Source organism: Bacillus sp. AFS055030 (assembly GCF_002574545.1).
Lineage (GTDB): Bacteria > Bacillota > Bacilli > Bacillales > Bacillaceae_G > Gottfriedia.
This window is the reverse complement of the sequence record NZ_NUGT01000034.1, coordinates 12,432-35,065: the sequence shown is the minus strand read 5'-3', so window position 1 is coordinate 35,065 and position 22,634 is coordinate 12,432. Positions and strand designations below refer to the sequence as shown.

20 protein-coding genes are annotated in these 22,634 nt (G+C 32.6%); 12 read left to right on the top strand and 8 right to left on the bottom strand.

The window, feature by feature from the left end:
• Positions 1–7 precede the first annotated feature (7 nt).
• Together CN925_RS14085 and CN925_RS21605 are read right to left on the bottom strand one after the other, a co-directional pair.
• Positions 8–1,570: a spore germination protein gene (locus CN925_RS14085; RefSeq protein WP_098846856.1), complete on the bottom strand. Its 1,563-nt coding sequence runs from the start codon at positions 1,568–1,570 to the stop codon at positions 8–10.
• Between the two features lie 5 nt (positions 1,571–1,575).
• Positions 1,576–1,701 (bottom strand): hypothetical protein, encoded by a 126-nt coding sequence (locus CN925_RS21605; protein WP_098846855.1) that lies wholly within the window; start codon positions 1,699–1,701, stop codon positions 1,576–1,578.
• Between the two features lie 310 nt (positions 1,702–2,011).
• Here CN925_RS21605 and CN925_RS14075 point away from each other — a divergent pair, with 310 nt between their 5' ends.
• Positions 2,012–3,292, top strand: a complete 1,281-nt coding sequence (locus CN925_RS14075; RefSeq protein WP_098846854.1) for a helix-turn-helix domain-containing protein — start codon at positions 2,012–2,014, stop codon at positions 3,290–3,292.
• Between the two features lie 110 nt (positions 3,293–3,402).
• On the opposite strand, the gene CN925_RS14070 is transcribed toward CN925_RS14075, so the two are convergent.
• On the bottom strand, positions 3,403–4,377 hold the full coding sequence (locus CN925_RS14070; protein ID WP_098846853.1) for an NAD-dependent epimerase: 975 nt from the start codon (positions 4,375–4,377) through the stop codon (positions 3,403–3,405).
• A 294-nt stretch (positions 4,378–4,671) separates the two neighbouring features.
• On the opposite strand from CN925_RS14070, the gene CN925_RS14065 reads away from it, so the two are divergent.
• The 4 genes from CN925_RS14065 to CN925_RS14050 all read left to right on the top strand — a co-directional run bounded on the left by CN925_RS14065 (position 4,672) and on the right by CN925_RS14050 (position 9,808).
• Entirely contained in the window at positions 4,672–5,769 is a 1,098-nt protein-coding gene (locus tag CN925_RS14065; RefSeq protein WP_098846852.1) for a CotS family spore coat protein, read from the top strand.
• A complete protein-coding gene (locus CN925_RS14060) occupies positions 5,766–7,382 on the top strand; it encodes a glycosyltransferase family 4 protein (RefSeq protein ID WP_098846851.1) in 1,617 nt (538 codons plus the stop codon). Before CN925_RS14065 ends, CN925_RS14060 begins: the two co-directional genes overlap by 4 nt.
• A gap of 202 nt (positions 7,383–7,584) precedes the next feature.
• Entirely contained in the window at positions 7,585–8,496 is a 912-nt protein-coding gene (gene galU, locus CN925_RS14055; protein ID WP_098846850.1) for a UTP--glucose-1-phosphate uridylyltransferase GalU, read from the top strand.
• A gap of 1 nt (position 8,497) precedes the next feature.
• Positions 8,498–9,808, top strand: coding sequence for a UDP-glucose dehydrogenase family protein (locus CN925_RS14050; protein WP_098846849.1), 1,311 nt, complete (start codon positions 8,498–8,500; stop codon positions 9,806–9,808).
• A gap of 32 nt (positions 9,809–9,840) precedes the next feature.
• Here the strand turns inward: CN925_RS14050 and CN925_RS14045 are convergent, their stop codons facing one another.
• Together CN925_RS14045 and CN925_RS14040 are read right to left on the bottom strand one after the other, a co-directional pair.
• Positions 9,841–10,623 (bottom strand): HipA family kinase, encoded by a 783-nt coding sequence (locus tag CN925_RS14045; RefSeq protein ID WP_098846848.1) that lies wholly within the window; start codon positions 10,621–10,623, stop codon positions 9,841–9,843.
• Positions 10,616–11,725 carry a glycosyltransferase family 4 protein gene (locus CN925_RS14040; protein WP_098846847.1) on the bottom strand — a complete coding sequence of 370 codons (1,110 nt, stop codon included), beginning with the start codon at positions 11,723–11,725 and terminating at the stop codon, positions 10,616–10,618. Before CN925_RS14040 ends, CN925_RS14045 begins: the two co-directional genes overlap by 8 nt.
• A 319-nt stretch (positions 11,726–12,044) precedes the next feature.
• On the opposite strand from CN925_RS14040, the gene CN925_RS14035 reads away from it, so the two are divergent.
• From CN925_RS14035 to menC, 4 genes are read left to right on the top strand one after another with little or no spacing between them, the layout of a single operon-like run.
• The gene (locus tag CN925_RS14035) at positions 12,045–12,899 is read left to right on the top strand and encodes a MurR/RpiR family transcriptional regulator (protein ID WP_098846846.1); all 855 of its coding nucleotides are present in this window, start codon (positions 12,045–12,047) and stop codon (positions 12,897–12,899) included.
• Between the two features lie 24 nt (positions 12,900–12,923).
• A complete protein-coding gene (locus tag CN925_RS14030) occupies positions 12,924–14,060 on the top strand; it encodes an amidohydrolase (protein WP_098846845.1) in 1,137 nt (378 codons plus the stop codon).
• A gap of 13 nt (positions 14,061–14,073) precedes the next feature.
• Positions 14,074–14,916, top strand: a complete 843-nt coding sequence (locus CN925_RS14025; protein WP_286138353.1) for a GNAT family N-acetyltransferase — start codon at positions 14,074–14,076, stop codon at positions 14,914–14,916.
• Between the two features lie 27 nt (positions 14,917–14,943).
• On the top strand, positions 14,944–16,059 hold the full coding sequence (gene menC, locus CN925_RS14020) for an o-succinylbenzoate synthase (protein ID WP_098846844.1): 1,116 nt from the start codon (positions 14,944–14,946) through the stop codon (positions 16,057–16,059).
• A 203-nt stretch (positions 16,060–16,262) separates the two neighbouring features.
• Here the strand turns inward: menC and CN925_RS14015 are convergent, their stop codons facing one another.
• Genes CN925_RS14015 through CN925_RS14005 form a run of 3 tightly spaced genes read right to left on the bottom strand, consistent with a single transcriptional unit; the run spans position 16,263 to position 19,618 of the window.
• Entirely contained in the window at positions 16,263–17,450 is a 1,188-nt protein-coding gene (locus CN925_RS14015; RefSeq protein ID WP_098846843.1) for a hypothetical protein, read from the bottom strand.
• A gap of 17 nt (positions 17,451–17,467) precedes the next feature.
• Positions 17,468–18,667 carry a DUF58 domain-containing protein gene (locus tag CN925_RS14010; RefSeq protein ID WP_098846842.1) on the bottom strand — a complete coding sequence of 400 codons (1,200 nt, stop codon included), beginning with the start codon at positions 18,665–18,667 and terminating at the stop codon, positions 17,468–17,470.
• Entirely contained in the window at positions 18,668–19,618 is a 951-nt protein-coding gene (locus tag CN925_RS14005) for an AAA family ATPase (RefSeq protein WP_098846841.1), read from the bottom strand.
• 352 nt (positions 19,619–19,970) lie between these two features.
• Between CN925_RS14005 and CN925_RS14000 the strand changes: the two genes are divergently transcribed.
• The 3 genes from CN925_RS14000 (at position 19,971) to CN925_RS13990 (ending at position 22,624) form a co-directional block, all read left to right on the top strand.
• On the top strand, positions 19,971–21,143 hold the full coding sequence (locus tag CN925_RS14000; RefSeq protein WP_098846840.1) for a CapA family protein: 1,173 nt from the start codon (positions 19,971–19,973) through the stop codon (positions 21,141–21,143).
• Between the two features lie 474 nt (positions 21,144–21,617).
• Complete coding sequence (locus CN925_RS13995; RefSeq protein ID WP_098846839.1) at positions 21,618–22,166, top strand: RNA polymerase sigma factor; 549 nt, start codon at positions 21,618–21,620, stop codon at positions 22,164–22,166.
• Positions 22,163–22,624 carry an anti-sigma factor gene (locus CN925_RS13990; RefSeq protein WP_098846838.1) on the top strand — a complete coding sequence of 154 codons (462 nt, stop codon included), beginning with the start codon at positions 22,163–22,165 and terminating at the stop codon, positions 22,622–22,624. The genes CN925_RS13995 and CN925_RS13990 overlap by 4 nt, the downstream gene beginning before the upstream one ends.
• Positions 22,625–22,634: the final 10 nt, after the last annotated feature.

Here is a 22,634-nt window from a genome sequence, read left to right as displayed (position 1 = left end):
TCTTATGCTAGTTCATCCTTCTTGTTTTTTTAGCTTGCAAACTTTTTGGACGTCTTTTCATCATAAATATTGGGGCTCTAACTAGGAAATCCTTCCAATCACTAAATCGAGTTGGAGCAGCGGGACTTAGATAAGGAACACCAAAGCTTTTGAGTTTTACTAAATGACTACAAAGCAGTAAGAAAAATAAAATAACGCCATATAAACCAAATACACTTGCAAAAAGCATGGATATAAAACGAAGCATACGTAGCGCAATTCCAACATTATATTGTGGTAAAGTAAATGAGGAAATGGCAGTTACTGCAACGACAATAACCATGATTGTACTCACAATGCCTGCTTCAACTGCGGCTTGACCAATAATTAATCCTCCAACAATTCCTAATGATTGTCCAATCGGTTTCGGTAAGCGAAGCCCAGCTTCCCTTAATACCTCAATCGATATCTCCATTATTAGTGCTTCAATTAGTGGTGGAAATGGTACTCCTCCTCTAGTGGCTGCTATATGAAATACTAACTTTGTAGGAATTAACCCTTGGTGAAATGAAATAAATGCAATGTATAAAGATGGACCAAACAATGAAATAAAACAAGCTAAATATCGTAATAATCGAACTAAAGTAGCTGCGATCCATCGTTCATAATAATCCTCAGGAGATTGAAGTAACATCTGAAAAGTTACAGGTGCAATTAGCGCAAATGGAGAACCATCTAATAAAATGGCAACCCTTCCTTCCATTAAAGCGCTCATAACCCGATCTGGACGTTCGGTACTTTGAATCTGAGGAAACGGGCTTAAATAATCATCTTCTATTAATTGTTCAATATAACCAGAATCAGGAAGGCTATCAATTTTAATTCTTTTAATTCTTTTTTTTACTTCTTCAACGAGCTGAGAATCCGCAATAGTTGAGATATATGCGATAACTAATTGTTTTTTTGAAACCTCACCAACTTCATAACCAATCATTGTTAAATCTGGATTTTTTCCGGCACGTCTTAACATGGCTGTATTATCAGCTAAGTATTCAACAAATCCAAGTCTCGGTCCACGAACGAGTGCCTCAGAATCAGGTTCCTTTATATCTCTTGTCTTTGTAAGGGCTTCACCTAGTAAAAAGCACTCAGAAATACCATCTATTAACAGAGCAATTGAGCCAAATAGAACATCTGTTTTTAATTTTTTATAAGTACTGATTTCTTCTATTGTACAAACAGTGAGTGATTGATCTTTAATACATCTTTTAATTTCTTCTAAATTTACAGATTGCCCATTACTTATTTGATTGGTGGCAATGGTCGTAATTCCAGTCATTAATTCTCCCAATATATGTCTTTGAATTAAGTCCGCGTTTGCCAAGCCATCAATAAAAATAATTGCACCTTGAATATCTGTTTCACCTAATAGAAATTCTCTAAATTTAACATCAGAATTCTGTCCAATTTCATTAAAAATCCAATCCAAATTTACTTGTAGATCATTAGATAAGTTCTCATCATTATTTTGAGCTTCATTATTTAGAGATGTCCTGTTTTCTGAACTTTTATCGGATCTCCACCGCTTCATTTAAATCACTCTTTCTCCATAAAATGAACCCATTTAAAAAATTTTGATAAACCTACAGGAATGATAAAGGTAACAAAAGCTTGAATGAAAATTGGATATTCAGGTATATATGAAATAATCTTTTTTAACATTAAAACATCCCCATTAACTAATTTATAAAATATAGAGGTATTATTTCCCATTACAGGAAAAGCATGCAGAAGAGTTGGGAAAGTAATATATTCACTGAAATAAAACTTTAGCCAATGAGACGGTATAGATAAATCATTAACTAATTTTAATTAAATTATTGAATATTTCTTATTTTAAAAAAATGACAAAATAGTATAATTAACCTAATAGAAAATATGTGATAATACCTAGTTGTCCGCTTTTTATCTAGACAAAAGGTTGGGGACGAAGAATTAAAATAATGATTACCGAATATGGAGAGGAAGGCTTATGAATCAGATACTTCTATATGATTTTCTTACATTTATGAATGACAAAAATTGGAATAAAGCTGATTTAGCTAAATATTCTGGAATCCATATTAGTGATATAAGTAGAGTATTTAATAATAAAAAGCCGCTTTCTTTGCATTATTTAGATGCAATTACAGAAGCGTTTGGTTTGACAGAAGGATATTTTTACTCGAGCTATACACAATTATGCTTTAATCAGAAACGGTATTTAGATAAACGAAGAAGTGTAGCGTTTATTTATAAATGTGCAATTAAGGGATTTAAAAAAGAATTAAACTTTATCATATCTGAAATGTTAGAAGAAAAATCAAAGACTATACGGACTAAAAATTTACAAAATTTATTTGAGATTGCTGAAAAGTTATTTGCAAAAGGGAAAGAGAATGAGGCTTTACCTTTATATGAAATCATTATTCATCACATGCCAGATCAAACAGCAGAAGAGGTCGCTATTAGTTATTTTAGAAAGTACTATTTAAATAGATTATCGGAGGAAGGACCAGCTACCCTTGTCCATGTTTTAGAATATGTGAGCTATATGCCAGATGATTTTCAGGAACTGACAATTTTATATATTACGGCTACTTACTATATGTTAAAAGAATGGGACAAAGTTCTTCATTATGCGAAGCGTTTAGAAAAAATGGCAAAAAATGAAAAACATTTTGGTTATGCATTAGTATACCAAGGCTTTGCTTTAAATAGGTTAAGTAATTCAATCGATGAAGTGCTTGACATTATAAAGAAATATAGTAAGATTAATGATTTTTTTGCGGAGGCTGCAATCGGTAATCGTTATGTAACATTCCTTGATTTTGGAAAATTACAGTATGTTGACGAGTACTACGGTTGGATAAAAGATCGAGATGATTTATATGTAGGTATACCGAGAATTATTGAAACCTATGTAAAATTAGGAAGATTAGAAGATGCTTTAGCTTTAATCAATCAGCATGAAAAAGTAATTCATGAAATGGCATATAGTACAAACTTGTATAAACAACAATTGTATTTGGATTTCTGTTACGCACAATCACTTTTAAAATGTGAAAATAAGCAGTATATAGAAGGGCTAAATGATTTAATAAAGGTAGCTAGAAAAGTTGAAAATCTTGGTATTATTGAAAAGTTTAAACAATGCTTATTATCAATTTGGCATTATAGAGATTATTTAACCGATCAATTAAATGAAGATTATATTCAAATGCTAAGTGAGGATCGGAATCAGCCGACTAATTTATATGCAGTGGGCCTTTAATTTGGGCTGATTAGTAATAGTTTTAAAATATTTTCTACATTAGACAAATAAACCACATGGAAAATTAATCCTTGTGGTTAGTTTCATTTTTATTCTTTTTTATATAAGTTTTACTCTATTTTTTTATATTCCTTAAACCATTCAACGAATTTGGCAATACCGTCTTCAATGGAAGTAGTTGGACTATATTGAATGTCATTTATAAGTTGATCAATATCAGCATATGTTTCAAGTACTTCGCCTGGAATCATTGGCATGAATTGTATTTTTGCTTTTTTACGAAGTTCCTTTTCTAGAATCTCTATAAAATAATTTAATTTTACTGGGCTATGGTTACCAATATTATAAAGCTTATAATACGAAGAAGATTCTTTAGGTGGTCCATTTTTAATGATTCTTACAATCGATTCAACTACATCATCAATGTAAGTAAAATCGCGTTTCATATTTCCATAGTTATAAACTTCTATTGGTTTTCCGTTAATGATTGAATTAGCAAATTTGTATAATGCCATATCGGGTCTACCCCATGGTCCATAGACCGTAAAAAAACGTAAGCCAGTAGTAGGTAGGTTAAATGTATGACTATATGAATATGCCATTAATTCATTTGATTTTTTTGTGGCAGCATATAAACTTACTGGTTGGTCAACTCGATCATTAATTGAAGAGGGAGTTTTTTTATTATTACCATAAACAGAACTAGAAGAGGCGTATATGAGGTGTTTTATTTGATGGTTTTTACAACACTCTAATATATTGGCAAAACCTACAAGGTTTGATTGGATATATGACCCTGGATTTTCTAAGCTATATCTCACTCCAGCTTGTGCTGCTAGATTAATGACTAGATCGAAATTATATTGCACAAAGAGCTGATCTAGTAGTTCCATTTCATGAATTGAACCATTTATGAAACGAAAATGCTCATATTTCTTTAAAAGTTCCAATCTATCAAATTTTAGACGTCTGTCATAGTAATCATTTATATTATCTATTCCAATGATCAAAAAACCTTCTTCTAATAGACGTCTGCTTAGATGAAATCCAATAAATCCTGCACATCCAGTGATTAGAATGCGCATAGTATTAGCTTTCTTAATGTTAAAAACCTCCTTATCTAACAAGAGTTGGAATATCATATGATGGAGAAGGGGACAAAGTTCGAATACAAATAGAAATATGTATTTAACTAGTTTAGGGAAAATACTTTTTTAATAGAATACACATATACCCTCACAAAACTTGGACAAAATCATATTATTACATTAGGTCTTAATACACTAAGAGCAATAAAAGTATATTAGTAACTGTATATTACATTTCTTAAAAAAGAAATGTGAAATTTTTTTATGGGCTCTAAACGTAGGAGGGAGAAATTGAATAATATATTAATTGAACCATGGATTGTCGATGAGCTTATTCATGATGAATTCTATGTGCCTGAATATATTGAAAAAATTGGACTTGAAGTACTTAAGTTTTATGACCTTCAAGTAAGTAGTATGCAAGTAATTACAACAAAAGCTGACAAAGGCGGAGCGATTTGGAAAATTGAAACAAACGAGGGTCCAAAAAGTTTTAAGCTTTTACACAGAAGACCTACTAGAAGTATGTTTAGTCTAGGGGCTCAGAAGTATTTAGTTGAAGTTCAACAGGCTAGAGTTCCAAGCATTGTTCGAACTAGAGATGGAGAGGAATATGTAGAAGCTGGTGGAAAGCTATGGTTCATTGCAGAATGGATTGAAGAGTTGGCACCAGTTTCGAAAGATTTAGAAGGTGCTAAGCAGCTATGCTATGCACTTGGTGAGTTTCATCGTTTAAGTAAAGGGTATGAACCACCAATTCAAGCAGAAGTTGCATCAAGATTGCACAAATGGCCAAAAAGCTATGAAAAAATATATAACAAAATGAATTGGTTTAGAACAATTGCCTTGGCATATGAAGAAATGCCTGCTAGTCAGGATTTATTAAATGTAGTAGATCTATTTCAAGAACAAGCAAGAAAGAGTATGGAAGACTTAAATAATTCTAATTACTTTAATATGGTGAATGAGGGCAATGCAAGCTGGGGATTAGTTCACCAAGATTACGGATGGTCAAATGGTCAAATGGGTCCAAATGGAATGTGGATTATTGATTTGGACGGGGTGGCATATGATTTGCCAATTCGTGATCTTAGAAAACTAATATCTGGTACAATGTCTGATTTATACGCTTGGGATGTAACATGGGTAAGAGAAATGATTAACGCATATCACGAAGCAAATCCAATTTCAAAAGAATTATATGAAGTATTAATGATAGATTTTTCAATGCCAAATGAGTTTTATAAAAACATTAAAGAAGTACTTTATGAACCAGAATTATTTTTAGGTGAATCGACTAAACAATTAATTCAATCAATCGTTGACTTAGAGCAGTCAAAGTGGGCAACATTGAATGAAGTTCGCAACGACTGGAGTGGAAAAGAATGAAAATATTAATGGTATGTACCGAAAACCTACCAGTACCTCCAGTTTTAGGTGGTGCGATTCAAACTTATATTGCAGGAAGTTTACCTTATTTAAGTAAAGTACACGATATAACCGTATTAGGTGTCAATGATCCATCATTACCAGATGAAGAAACAATTGATGGTGTTCATTATGTCCGTGTACCAGGTAAAGTACTAGAACTATATCGTGAAGGCGTAGTTGAATACATTAAAGGAAACCAATTTGATTTAATCCACATTTTTAACAGACCACGACTTGTCCTTCCGATTAGAAAAGTAGCACCAAATTCAAAAATCACATTAAGTATGCATAATGACATGTTTAATATTGGGAAAATTGCTGTTGATGAAGCGAATTTAGTATTAGAAGAAGTTTCTAGTATCGTTACGGTAAGTGATTATGTAGGAAATGTTATTCGTGAACTTTATCCTCAAAGTGCTAATAAAATCAGAACAATCTACTCGGGGGTTGATTCTGACCGCTTCTTACCTGGTAATGATCCTAAAATGATTAGTACACGAAACGCACTTAGAAAAGAGTTTGGTTTAGAAAATAAAACGGTTATTTTATTTGCTGGCAGACTTTCAGAAAACAAAGGGGTTGACCGTCTAATAAGAGCATTGCCAACCCTTTCAAAAACCTTCAAAGATCTAGCTTTAGTTATCGTAGGAAGCAATTGGTTTAGTCAAAATAATGTTACAGACTATGTTGCTTATATTCGTGCAATTGCCAAAAAACAGGATGTACCGATTATTACAACAGGTTTTGTATCACCTTTTGAAATACACAACTGGTTTGCAGTAGCAGATTTATTTGTATGTACTTCATTATGGCAAGAACCTCTTGCAAGGGTTCATTATGAAGCGATGGCAGCAGGCCTTCCAATTGTAACAACTGCCAGAGGTGGAAATCCTGAAGTCATTATTCCAGGTGAGAATGGTTTAATCGTAGAAAATCCAGTTGATCCAGATGAATTCGCCACAAAAATCTCAGAAATATTATCAAACAAAACACTAATGAAGAATATGGGAATAAAAGGTAGAGAACTTGCAGTTACTAAGTATTTATGGAGTCGTGTAGCAAATGAAATACTATCTACATGGAGCCAAACAGAATATGCTTCATCACTTTCACCAGAACAATTAGAACAATATGAACCTCAAACATTATTTAAAACTGCAGTACAAAATACTACACAGTTGAATGTAGAAAATAATATACCTGAAGTAATCGAACCGACTGTTGAATCTACAGAAAGTTTATCAGAATCGGTAACTCAGTCCGATATAAATTCTATTGAAGAAATGCTAAAAGTCCTAGTAGAGAAAGCAAAATCAGTTCCTAAAGAAAAAGTAGTCGCAGAATTTCCAATTAATACGACACCAAGAGTATTAAGACGAATTAGAAGAGTAACTGATCAGGTCGTAAATAATGAAACCTCAAATTTAATCCTAAACGAAGGATCATCTTTAGATGAAGTAAGTAGTGTAGAAAATAGATCGAATAATCTAGCTAACACTGCAAAATCAGAACCTTTTAAATTAAAGAAAATTCCTAGCGTCACTGAATTGCATAGAGCTAGAACTAGTTAAACAATCATATTTCCTGAGGAATGTGTCTAACGATCAAAGAGGGTATCTCATAAGACTTTTGAGATAGCCTTTTTTCATTTGAAAATGATTGTTTGATGATGTGGTAAAGATAAACTTTCTAATCATAATAGGTATATATGGTGACAAGTCCTCCTTCATTTACATATAAAGTATAATGAACAAATGTTTGGAGGCAAGTTAAATGAAAATCCGCAAGGCTATTATTCCCGCTGCTGGTCTCGGGACTCGTTTTTTGCCAGCTACAAAAGCGTTGCCAAAAGAAATGTTACCTATAGTTGATAAACCAACTATTCAATATATCGTTGAAGAAGCAGTAGCTTCTGGAATTGAAGAAATCATTATTATTAGTGGTAGAGGTAAACGAGCAATCGAGGATCATTTCGATAAATCATATGAACTAGAAGAATCATTATCTCGAAAAAACAAGCTAACTGTTTTGGAAGAAATGCAGAAAATATCTAATATGGTGAAAATCTTTTATGTTCGTCAAAAAGAACCTAAAGGATTAGGGGATGCCATTTTATGTGCTAAGAGTTTTATAGGAGATGAACCATTTGCTGTTTTGTTAGGGGATGACATCGTAATGTCTACAACACCTTGCTTACAGCAAATTATTAATGTATACGAGAAATATAATGCCCCGGTTATTGCTGTTCAGAATGTTCCTGATGAAGAGGTAAGCAAATATGGCGTTATTAAACAAAAAGAAAGTACTTACGATGCAAATACAAATCTATTTCAAGTAGAGTGCCTAGTAGAAAAACCAAAATTGAAAGATGCCCCATCAAATTATGCAATTATGGGACGATACATTCTTACTCCAGAGATTTTTGATATTTTATCTACGATTTCTGTGGGACAAGGTTGTGAATTACAATTAACCGATGCGATTAATGAATTAAATAAAAATCAATTTGTGTTAGCATACAATTTCGAAGGTAAACGATATGATATCGGAAATAAAATCGGATTTATAATGGCTACAATTGATTTTGCGATTAATAGAGAAGATATAAAAGATGAGGTAATTACTTTTTTAAATGAGGTCATATCTGATCATGCTCTAAATATGAAGAATCAGGAAGTGGATTGACTTGAAAATTTCGATATTAGGTACGGGCTATGTCGGTTTAACAACAGGAGTCTGTTTAGCAGAGATTGGTCACTTGGTAACTTGTATTGATATAAATGAACTTAAAATAAAAAACTTATGTGCAGGTATTTCTCCAATATACGAACCAGGAATTGAGGAGTTAATAGCTAATAATATACAGTCAGGAAGATTATCCTTTACAACCTCATATGATAAGGGGTTAGAAGATGCGAAAGTAATTATTATTGCAGTAGGTACCCCTCAAAGGGAAGATGGCTCCGCAAACTTATCCTATCTTGAGGGTGCAGCGATTGATATTGCAAAAAATATTAAACAAGACGTAATTATTGCGATAAAAAGTACTGTTCCAGTTGGAACGAATGAACTAGTAAAGGAAATGATTCAACAAAATTGCAGTAAAGAAATTGTAGTGGACGTTGTCTCAAATCCAGAGTTCCTAAGACAAGGCTCCGCAATAAAGGATACGATGGAAGCAGATCGAATCATTATAGGTAGTAATAATCAAGAGTCCGCTAGAATTGTTGAAGAAATATATAAACCATTAAATGTACCAATCTTAATAACTAGTATTCGAAGTGCAGAAATGATCAAATATGCATCCAATGCATTTTTAGCAAGCAAAATAAGTTTTATAAATGAAATTGCAAATCTTTGTGAAGCACTCGGTGCAAATGTAGAAGATGTAGCGAAAGGAATGGGAAAAGATAAACGAATAGGTGAGGCATTTTTATATGCTGGAATAGGTTATGGTGGCTCTTGTTTCCCAAAGGATGTGAAAGCATTATTGCATACAGCCGAGTTAAATGGGGTTGAATTCGGTTTTCTAAAGGAAACCATTTATATTAATAATAATCAACGTGAATTGCTCGTAAAAAAAGCGATTGAACGATTCGGTAGTTTAATAGGGAAAAGAATCGCATGTCTAGGTTTATCATTTAAACCAGATACAGATGATATGAGAGAAGCACCTTCTATAACTATCATAAAATCTTTAACTGAGTTAGGAGCAGAAGTAATTGCATATGACCCTGTTGCAATTGAAAACGCAAAAAAAATACTAGGTAGCAATTTAACGTTCGCTAGTTCAATAAATGAATGTGTTACGGATACAGATGCAATTTTTATTATTACTGAGTGGCAAGAATTTAGAGAACTTGACTTACCGAACATATTCAAGAAGATGAAGAATCCAATTATTTTTGACGGAAGAAACTGTCTGAAGGAAGAAAAAGTAAGAGATTGTATGAAAATCGAATATTACCCTGTTGGTAAACCGTCCATAATTCAATAGCATAATAAAAACGACNNGTCGTTTTTATTATGCTATTCATTTTGTTCATGTAATGGACGGTAGATCGTTTTGACAAATTTCTGTTTAAGATAAGGGAGAATTTTTTTTCTACGATTTACTAATCTGCCTACAATTGCCTTTTTGTCTTCTTTAGATAATAACCAATCATCAGGTATTACTTCTACTATTTCTTCTAAAAGCAGTACTGGGAATCTTTGAATAATCTGTAGTTGTTCATTAAATTCTTCTTCACTATTAATATATTGGGACATGAATTGATGAGTAGAACTTTTCATAATCTTTTGAGGTAAAGTTAGTAACTCTGTAGTTAACCAACTATAGGAACCAAATGCTTCAGCATGGTCAATGATCCAAAGTTTAAATTGACCTAAACTTTCTTCGCGAAGTAAAATGTTTTTTCGAGTACGATCTCCATTACAGAGCCAATAATCGAATAAAATAATCCCTGCAAGCTGATTGTTATTTATAATACTAGGAACGGAACCAACTTGGTGTCCATTTAACGTTTCGGGGACATATAAAGAAGCAAATTGAAACTTTGAAAGTTGAATATCTTCCATAACTAGTCCCGGTATTGTTTTTGAAAATTCTTCAGGGATGGAAACAATTTGAGCAAAAGGAACTGGTAAATCTAAAAATCTAGCAATACAATATGCAACCCATTCGTTAGGTAATGTTTTCTCAAAACCTGCCCTAAAATATTTCACAACATAATCTCTACCATCACTAAATGTCATTAAATGAGCATTTGATTTTCCTTCTAGTTTTTTAATATAGGAAACAGGTTCAATCATTTTGAATCACATCACTATTTTTGCTTTTATCAAATTTCAGAAGATATTCGCGATAAATATCAGCTACTTTATGAATAGCAAAGTTTTTTTCAACATGGTTGATTGCATTTTGTGAAAGCTTTTGATGAAAATTCTTATTATCAACAATTGTATATATTTTTTTTACAGCATCTTTAACGTCATGTCCTCGAAAAAGCATACCTGTTTCACCTTGAAGAACGATTTCTGAAATAGGCATAATATTAGAAGCAACAACAGGCACTCCACATGCCATAGACTCAATAAAGGTATTCCCAAATGATTCTACTTTTGTAGTTGCGATTGTACAACCACCAGATTGAAGTACTTTTGCGTATACATGGGGCATTTGTTGATATGGAATAACTGGAAACCATTTAATGATATCGGTTAGTCCTTCTTCTTTCCAAGTTAATGCAAAATCCTCACGCTGAACACTTTGAGCTCCTCCAATTAACCAAATTTCTATATCTGACCGTTCACTTTTTATCAGCTTTGCAATCTCGATTAACATTGGCCAGTTTTTTCGTTTATCCACTCTACCGATACAGCATACAATTTTTTTATTATTTGGTAGGATTGGATTATTTTCATAGGCGATTTCATCTTGTTCTATTGGATGGAAAAATGTTGTGTCAACACCATTGTAGATTACTTTAATGGGGATATTATCTGTTAAGATGGAAACTAATCTTTTTTGATAATTTGATGGAACAATTATAGAAACGGGTTCAATGGATCTGAATTTCTTTAAATGGGGTTGTAGTTTAAGAAGCTCGGGCGTACGTGCTTCTACAATAACTGGACCTTTATATTTAGCTTTTTGTAACCACTTATACGCTGAACCTGTATCTACTACAATGATTGCGTCATATGCATTCTTTTTAATGATATCAATAATTTCGTTTTCGTCCTTCGTTAAATAGACAGGTGCAATATCTTCCATTATGTGTAATCCACCATGATCAGTTGTGTATAAAAACTCAGTATCAATTCCAAACTTTTTAAAATAAATTGAACGATTCCTCCAGCCAGCATTTACTCCACCTACTGTTAAGAGACGCCAGATTATTAAGACTTTCAAATTTTCCCCTCCTTGGTTATAGGGTATACAAATAACGTTTAAACCGCTTGAAAACTAATTGTATACACGTTCTATGGCTTGTGACAGAATTGAAATTTTTTCAATAGTAGTCCTATTTTAGTTAATTCAAATTGAGGTAAATTGTAAGGGCAGTTAACTACAAACCAAAAATATTTATTAGGATAAAAGTATAAAAAACTTACTTCTAAATTTCCTTGCTCCTCATTTATGGATATGATAATGTATAAGAAAAAGAAGGATTAACTGCAACGTTTAAAATAATTGAAGGATAAACTTCAATATTGGAGGATTAAAAATAATGGAGCGACCTAATTTTAAATTGTTAGTTAAGGAAAAATTTTCCCAATTATCACCAGGGCAAAAAAAAGTAGCCACTTATATGATTGAAAATCTTGAGGAGTGTGCCTTTAAAACTGCTTATCAAATTGGAAAAAAAGTTGAAGTAAGTGAAACTACGGTCATTCGTCTTTCATATGCACTCGAATTTGAAGGCTTCAGTGATATGCAATTATCAATTCAAAATGAGTTTCTTCATTTAAATAAAACTGATTATTTAAAAGAAAAAGAAGAAATTAAAAATGCAGAAGGACATAATACTTATACAAAAATTATCGAAAATGAAGTAAATATTTTAAGAAATTTATTACAACCTTCGAATATGAATGAAATTTCAAAAGCAGTTGAAGCAATTACTTTTGCAGATCAAGTGTTAATAGTTGGCCATCGAGTATCCCATATAGCTGCATACTGGTTTTCAAATACGTTAAGCTCAATTAGAGGTAACGTATTGTATTGTTCTCCAGCAGGTGACTTTTATGAAAAGTTTTGCAATTTAACAGAAAAATCGGTTGTCGTTGCATTTTCTTTTCCAAGGTATGCAAAGGAAACACTCACAATTGCAGAATGCACGAAAGAAAATGGTGTAAGTTTAATTTCAGTTACTGATCGATTATTATCACCAATTGGACGAATTGCAGATATTGTTCTAACGACGGAAGAAAATGTAGAAAGTGGCTCTAACTCAATCGCATCCGTTATTAGTCTATTAAATTTAGTGATTGCCGGGTTATATGAAAAAGACCAAAAGAGAATTCAAATGTATCAACAAAAATTGGAAAAAATTTATTCTACCTATGAAGTGTTTATAGAATAGTAGAAACAGTTAGGAGAAAATCTTATGAATCCACAATCTTATCTAGATTTTAATAAAGAAACTATTTTACAAACTTACAAGGATTTACATAAGTTAGCTGAGCCTAGTTGGCAAGAAGAGAAGACAGCAAAGTATTTAAAAGAACGATTAAAAGATGCAGAAGTTGAAATCAAAACGTTTAAAAATCATTATGGATTTATTGCTGAAATTAAGGGAGAAAATGAAACAGTTATTGCGCTTAGAGCTGATATGGATGCATTAGTTCAAGAAGTTGATGGTGTTGTAAAGCCAAATCACTCATGTGGTCATGATGCTCATAGTACGATGGTTTTATATGCAGCGCTGGCTATTTCTGCAAGTGGTATAAAGCCAAAACATACTCTTCGATTTATCTTCCAGCCAGCCGAAGAAAAGGGCGAAGGAGCCCTTCAAATGATGGAAGATGGTGCATTAGATAATGTCATTTCATTGTTTGGCGTACACTTAAGACCAGAAAGAGAAGTACCTTTTCAAAAGGCATCTCCAGTGATCATACATGGTTCTGCTGAAACGATTAAAGGTACAATTCGAGGGGTTCAGGCTCACGCATCTAGACCACAAGACGGTATTAATGCGATTGAAGTAGCTGCCGAAATCGTAAATAAATTGAAGCAAATAAATTTAAATACAGATATCCCATATTCAATTAAAATGACCCAAATTCAAACTGAAAATGAAGCATCAAATACGATCCCAGAAACACTAAAGTTTTCACTTGATGTTAGAGCGCAATCAAATGATATTATGAATGAATTAAATACCCGTACAATTGAAGTGTTTGAGGAAACGATGATTGAAACAAAAGCTAAGATTTTGTGGTCTATGGAAGAGTTTGTTCCAGCGGCCGTACAAAACGAACAGGCAATAAAAATGACCGAAAGAGCCATTGCTGAAATGATCGGATCTGAAAACGTAGTGCCCAAATGCATTTCAAATGGAGGTGAAGACTTCCATTTCTATACAAATAAATATCCTCAAATTGCTGCTACAATGGTCGGTTTAGGATGTGGATTAACTCCGGGGTTACATCACCCTCATATGAGTTTTAATTTAGAAGCACTTCATTATGGAGCGAAAATTTTAACTCAAACAGTTTTATTAGCATCAGAACAAGAAAAATGAAGGGGTGAATGACGTGCTAAACAAAATGAATCAAACAGAATTGAAAACTGAAATTAAGATTCGTGCTCTACACTCAATCGAAGAAATGGGGCAAGTACGAGAACTGGAATCTAAAATTTGGGGTTATGAAGATTCAATTCCTACGCATCAAACAATTACAGCTGCAAAAAATGGTGGCTTAGTTTTAGGTGCATACTTTGAAGATAAACTAATCGGATTTCAATATAGTTTTCCTGGTTATGATGGGCAAAATGTTTATCTTTGTTCACATATGCTAGGAATAGATCAAGAGTTTCGTAATAAGGGGATTGGAAAATTGCTTAAAATTGCCCAGCGAGAAGAAGCTCTTAAACTCGGTTATAAACGTATTACTTGGACTTATGATCCTTTAGAAACAGCAAATGGTTATTTAAATATTTCTAAGTTAGGTGGAGTTTGTAATACGTATATTGAAAACTGCTATGGAGAAATGGAAGACTTATTAAATAGTGGAATTCCATCTGACCGTTTTCTAGTCGAATGGTATATTGCAAAAGGGGAAGAAGAAAAGGAGCAATTGAGACCTTTTGAATTAGATGAAGCAGTTAATAACTCACTTATAACATGGGAAGAAAATAATGACAAAATACCAATGCCGATTCAAAACGATACAGATGTGTTAAACGATCTAGCCTTCGTTGCGGTACCAAAGGATTTCCGAACAATTAGAGAAACGAATAGTAAAATTGCAAGTCAGTGGCGAATGCTGACTAGAGAGTGCTTTAAAAAATTATTTCAAAGCGGATGGAAAGTTACGGGATTTTATAAGAATTCTGAATCAGAAATACCAGTTCATTTTTACGTATTGAAAAAATAAAAAGGAAAATAAAAGGAGAGTTTGGAAATGAAAATTAAACAAATAATATTACGCCATATGAAGCTAGATTTATTGCATCCATTTACAACAAGCTTTGGTACTGAATATGACCGTGAATTTATCCTTTTAGAAGCAATAAGCGAAGACGGTATATCAGGCTGGGCTGAATCTGTTGCTATGCTTGATCCACTATATAATGAAGAAACATTAAAAACAAACTGGCATATTCTAGAAGATTATTTAATACCAATCATTTTAAATAATGATATTAACCATCCAGACGAACTTTCCGAAAAGTATTTCTCGCATATTCGAGGGAACTATATGGCTAAAGCTGCCATAGAAGGCGCAATTTGGGATCTTTATGCTAAACAAGAAAATATCTCATTATCAACTGCTTTAGGTGGAACTAAAGAGGCTATTGAAGTAGGAGTAAGCATTGGGATTCAAGATTCAATCGATTCAACAATTAACATCATCGAAAACCGACTTGCAGAAGGCTATAAGAGATTTAAATTAAAAATTAAACCAGGCTGGGATATTGAACTGATCGATAAAGTACGAAAAGTTTATCCAACAATTCCTTTAATGGCGGATGCTAACTCAGCATACACATTATCTGATATGGATCAATTAATTGCTTTAGATGATTATAATTTAATGATGATCGAACAACCACTTGCATACAACGATATCATCGATCATGCAGACCTACAAGAAAGAATGAAAACGCCAATCTGCTTAGACGAGAGTATTCACTCACTTGAAGATGCTAGAAAAGCAATAAAACTAGGAAGCTGTAAAATTATTAATATTAAAATTGGTCGAGTTGGCGGACTAACTCAATCAAGAAAAATACATGATCTTTGCCAGGAAAATGGAATTCCATTATGGTGTGGTGGCATGCTAGAATCTGGAATCGGAAGAGCCCATAATATTGCAATTACATCATTACCTAACTTCATTCTACCTGGAGACACAGCAGCATCCGCCTTATACTGGGCAGAAGATATAATCGAACCAGAAGTAACCGTAGAAAATGGAATGATCACCGTACCAACTAAACCAGGCATCGGGTACGACCCACACATGCAAAACATCGAAAAATATACAATCAGTACGAAAGTTTACAATAAAAAATAAATACAGTGGCAAGAAAGGACACAAATCTAAGTTTATGGTTTGTGTTTTTTTGTGATGATTCATGAGAAAGAATGGTACGACAAAATGCTAATATAGTTCCTCATACCGCCAAGTCTTATTTGCAGTAATGATATTTTTAGAACCGAAAAAAATTTATAAAAAAAACCAAACCAAGTCCAGTACATGGTTTGGGTCCATTCTTCTTAAACTTCTTCCTTATCCTTACTCTTAATCCTTTCCATTATTTTCTTGACTTGTACTTCATATTTCTCAATATCTTTGATCTCACCTTTCCCATAGCGAACTGAGTTATATGCGTCGATTAGTTCGTCTTCATTTTGTATTTGTATTCGCTCCAACCATTCTTTTAATGTTTCGTTTTTGTGTCGACCCAGTTTGTTTTTAGATGCATATTTTTGTAGTTGGAAGATTAGTTTTCTGATTTGCTCTGATGGGGCGGAGTGTTTGAAAAAGGCTCTTTTTTTTCTATGATGTTCTGGTATTGCATTATATTCGATGCTGATTTCCTGCTGGACAGTATGTTTTTCGTTACGTATATAAGTAAGTTTTCTGATGACTAGCCAAATTACGATTAAAACGATTATCAGTATTAATAGCCATACCCAAGTCGGAATGGATTCTAGTATGTAATGGTGATTTCGTGTATTTTGTGGGATTTTATCTTCAGCGCTTGAATTTTGACCTAGCTTAATTTTTTTCTCTTTAATATTAATGTGATCTACATAGTTAAAGAGAGGAGTTCCTAAAAAACCAACCGCTCTAAATAAACCGTCTAATAATTTAAAAATGCCCCACTTTAAAATAGGTAATATGAACGATATGATTCCGGTAATCAGCACAGCTATACTGATTGATCCTATAATTCCTCGATAGTTTTTAATGGTTTGTGTAGTGGTAGCTTGCTGAAAGTATCTACCTAAACTAAATAGAATTGTGAATATGATTAGAATCCATAATATCAAGTTCATATGAGAATAATGTGAAGTCCAGCCAAAAAAGAGGACTACCAAACTCGACAAATAAAAAATGATTTGTAATTTATTTCGTTCTTCCATCCATAGCGAAGTGTCTTCAAGAAAAGCCTCAAGTCGAAAAAAGATAAAGCTAGCACATAAAATAGATGTAACTGAATTTAACCCAAGAGTATAACCAAGTCCTCCAGAAATAATGGCTGCTAGAAATGGAATAACCCGTGATACTTGTGACTTTCGTAATGAGTAAAGTAAAAATAGATTTCCAAGGATAAAAATACAAATGATTGCCAAAGTAGGTGGCAGATGATTTTTTGATTCATATATAAATAAAACGATTAAATAGAGTAATAGATATTCTAATGAAAAAAAGTATATAGAAAGTAGACGTAAAATCATTTCATGATCCTTTCGACTTAATGTTGTCCATATGGAACAAGTGTTGGATTTTCTAAATCATCTTGTAGATAATAGATGCTTTGGCCTCGTCTTCTCATTTGAGCAAAATACCGATCTCCATGTTTACCGAACGGACCACATAAAATAACAACAGGAGATTTTCGTTGTTGCTTTTCTACGTAATATAGTAATCTATCGACCGGCTGGGTCATTCTTGCGCCATTTATTCGAGCAAGTATATCAAATGTTTTACCTAGTTGAGATTTACCTCCACCGATCGGTAAATGATAAACTGGAACGCCACTTTCCATGTTTAAATTTAGAAATATTTCATAGTTAATATTTTTTATTGTAGCGTATTGAACTAGATAGGCAATATTACTTGCAATTGATTCAATGTTTTCAATTATACTTAATCTAAAGTGATCATGATGAGTATCTCGTAAATTTATAATAAATGTAATAGAATAATCAGCGGTTCTTTCATAAATTTTCGTTTGAAGTACTTGGGTCTTAGCACTAGCTTTCCAGTGGATTTGATGAAATGAGTCCGAATAGACATAGTCTCTTGTTCCAATCGGAGCCAGGAAATCTTCAAACAGACTAGTATTTGTTACAAAACTACCATATGAGTTAGTTGAAATGATTTGCTCAATTTGAGGTACAGGAATTAAAGTAGGATAAATAATAATTTCTTTATGTAAAAATGGTTTATAGGTCAAATATAGGTAGCCTAAACTGAAAAAGTTTGAAATTTTTAATTCTACTTGTTTAATTCTAGTAACACCTCGTTTAGTAGCTGAAAGTGGAAATGAAATCTGAATCGATTCGTTACCTTTTAGTTGAATTGGGATAATTAGTTCTAAATTTGAATCGCTACTAACAGTCTTACAATTTATACTATCTACGATTGGTTCTAATTTAATTCGAACTGTTGCGTTAATAATTGGTAACCAATGATTCTGGATGATCTTTATCGGAAAATTAAACTGTTCTCCGACGGAAACTCGAATGGGCTCCTTGTCGTTTTCGATGATCAGGTGATTAGCAACATGCTTTAAATAGTATCGACTCATCAAACTAATGATGATTAAAAATCCTCCTAAAAACATTAATAAATAGGAAGATTGATAGAAATTAATAAGTAGAAATATGCCTCCAAAAATAATTAGGATATCAAGTGAATTTTTACCATGTAACTCTTTATTCCAATACATTTATTGACCAGCTCCAGCTTCTAAAGGAACTTCAACTTGATTTAAAACTGATTCAATAACTTGTATAGCATTTTTCTTTAAAGATGCCTCAAGGGTCAAGACTACTCTGTGTGAAAGAAGATAAATCGCAACATCTTTTACATCTTGTGGGGTGACAAATGATCTATTGTTTATATATGCTTTACCTTGTGAAGCTCTCATTAGTGCCAATGTGCCACGTGGACTAATGCCAAGTTGTATATCTTCATGATTTCTCGTAGAATGAATAATATTTAAAATATAATCCTCTACTTCTTCGGAAATTGTAACTGTTTTCACCTGTTCTTTCATTTCATTAATTTCTTCTAAAGTTAGTACATTTTTTAAATTAGAAAATGGAGTATTTGAACGATAAGACTTCATAATGCTTTTTTCTTCTTCAAATGTAGGGTATTCCAAACTAATTTGCATAAAAAATCGATCCATCTGTGCTTCAGGTAATGGAAACGTACCTTGTTGTGATTCAATAGGATTTTGGGTTGCTATAACAATAAACGGATTTGGTAGAGGAATTGTTTCTCCATCGATTGTTACTTGGCGCTCTTCCATTACTTCTAATAAACTAGCTTGGCTTCTCGGTGTAGCACGATTGATCTCATCTGCTAATAAAATATTCGTCATAACAGGGCCAATACGAAGTTGAAAGTCTTGCTCTTTTGGATGAAAAAATTGTATACCAGTTACATCACTAGGTAATAAATCCGGGGTAAATTGAATTCTTTTGAATGAACCGTTAATCGTTTTGGCAAAGCTTTTAGCTAATTGTGTCTTTCCAGTACCAGGCACACTTTCTAGTAAAATATGCCCATTATTAATAAGAGCGATGAAAATCATTTCAATGACATCATCTTTACCGATTATCACTTGACTAATTTCTTTCTTTAATTGTAATAACTTTTCTGATCTATCCATTGCTTTCTCCTTATCTTTCAACGTTTTAAGTTGTTAATCATGCTATTATTTTAATCGTTCAACATTAATAAAGTCCAATAATTCTCAATTTTTAAAATCTATTAAAGTGAACGATTAATATTAGTTGATATTTTTAAATGAAAACTGTAAAATATAAAGTTTGTAAAAAAATGGAAAAAGTTAAAAGAAGGAAAGTAGGAATCTCTAATGGTAGACTAAAGTTTTTAAAGATTATAATGAGTATTAAATGTTGAGAAGGTAAAAATATGATTTATATAAGGGTTCCGGTTTGTTTTGATCTCTTCTTCTACCAAGCATTCCATTGAACCTCGCTTTAACAGGAGAGAAAAAGATGAAAAAATTAATGATCGTAGTAGTAACCTGCTGTTTTGCTTTACTTAGCGGGTGTACAAAAAATAATCAAGAAGAACACAAAGTAAACGAAAATAAACAAAATACAAAGCAAGTTAAAGAGCAAGAAGAACCTATCAAAAAAATAAATCAGGAAGTAACGAAGGTGACTGTAGGTGCTGTGGGTGACTTATTAATACATAATGAAGTTTATGAAGATGCTATGCTACCAAATGGTGAATATAACTTTAATAAGATGTTTGATGAAGTTAGAAAAACGATGGAAACACCAGATATTTTAGTAGCGAATCAAGAAACGATGATAGGTGGAAAGCACCTTGGATTATCAACGTATCCTTCATTTAATAGTCCGTATGAAATTGGAGATGCACTAAAAAGTGCTGGGGTTGATTTTGTAACACTGGCCAATAATCATTCGCTTGATCGAGGTGAAAAGATTATCCGAAGTGCACTTTCCCATTGGGACGCTATTCATATGCCGTATACAGGTGCTTTTAAATCACAAGCAGATCGTGACCAAATTAGGGTATTAAATAAAAATAATATTCGATTTTCATTTCTTGCATACACATTTGGTACAAATGGGATTCCCGTTCCTAAAGGAAAAGGTTATTTAGTAAATTTGATCGACCTTGGCAAAATACGTAGTGATGTTGAAAGGGCAAAGAAAATATCAGATATAGTAGTGGTTGCCATGCATTGGGGGATTGAATATGAAAGAATGCCGAACAATAGCCAAAAGAATCTCGCAAAACAATTGGCTGATATGGGAGTGCAAATTATTATTGGAAATCATCCGCATGTGCTGCAACCGCCAGCATGGATTACTGGAAAAACGGGGAATAAATCAATCGTTTTTTACTCATTAGGAAATTACCTATCAGCTCAAGATGAAATCTATGAGTTAATTGGTGGCATGGGTACGATTGATGTAGTTAAAACTCAAACTGATCAAAATGTGAAAATTGAATTAGTAAATCCAAGCTTTTTTCCTACTTATAATTACTATCGTGATAATCGTAATTTTAAAATTATGTCTCTAGAAAATATAAATGATGTTCATCTAAAAAATGGCAAAATGAGATACAATGAAATAATGAATCATATGCGAACAAATATTAAGGAATTAAAAAGTATTTCTGAGGTGCAATAGGATTTAATAGGTTGGCTAAATATTGAACATTGAAAGCTTGTTTTTTACAAGCTTTCAGGCTGTCGACAAAGTCGACAGCTATTTTTTATGCGAAGACTAGTATCAAGATATAGTGCCTTTTCTTTAAATCTCCAACTAAATGTACTAATAAAAAGTATAAAAAACCCCTTTTTCAACAAGTTTAATTTTGAAAAAGGGGTTTGTCTACACTCTGAAAGCTTTTTTTTTACAAGCTTTTTTGCTGTTTATAAATTAAATAGTAGTAAATCTCACAAACTATTTCTAGCTGTATTAATGTTTATTTTCACTACATATGGAAAAAAAGTAATATTTAGTGGGAAGTTAACTATTCTTCTTTTGTTTGTGTAAGAAAAAATGATTATAAAAATTTTTTTTATAAAAAACTTATTTTTTTTGCAGGGTTTATAAATTTGTCTTCGTCTAAAGTTATGGAAGAGGAAAAGAGGTGATGCAATGGAGTCGGATGAACAAATAGTAAGGAATATAGTAAAGGGGAATCATCAACTATTTAAGGAATTAATAGTAAGATACCAATCAAAGGTATTTGCAGTAGCACTGAAAGTTTCAAATAATCAAAAGGATGCTGAAGATATTTCGCAAGAAGTCTTTCTCCAATTGTATCGTTCTCTCGAAAACTTTAACGGAGATTCTAGTTTGGCCACATGGATTTATCGAATTACAATGAATAAAGCAATTGATTTTAAAAGAAAACAAGTAAAACAACAGGAAAATGAAACTAGTGAATTACTTTCTACTTTACCAGAAGAGAATATATTATCACCAGAGGAATCTTTAATGAAAACGATTGATAAAGAACTTATTCATTCATATTTAATTGAATTGCCACAGGCATATAGCGATGTATTGAAATTATATTATTTTGAAGAACTTACTTATGGGGAAATAGCTTTGAAGTTAAATGTGGCCGTTAAAACTGTAGAATCACGTTTATATCGAGCTAAACGATTAATTAAAGACAAGCATAAAGGAGGGATCATTTGAAACATTTAACTTCTGATCAACTATTATCGTATCAACAAAAGATGCTTTCAAATAAGGAATCTCTTTTGCTTGAACAGCACTTAAATGAATGTAGCTCATGTCAGGCGGAACTTGAACTTTTAAATGAATTAGACATGGAATGGATGAGTCCACCTGAGATCAATTTTTCAGATGAGCTAGTGAACGAAATAATGAAACAAACTGAATCTATACAGATTACGGAAAAAACGTACGAAAAGAAATCCAAAACTAATTCAAAAAAGGTGCGCTTCATTCATTTAGTATTGGCTGCTGCAGCAACATTTTTATTCTTCCAATTTCAATTAACTGAGCGAATAACGAATTCGAATCGACACGTTGTACAAACGATTGATCAGACGTCTTCTTTAATTGAAAAAAGTGAAGAAATTAAACTATCAATTCCAATTCCAAAAATTTTGAAAGGAAATAAAAAATAATGGAGGTACA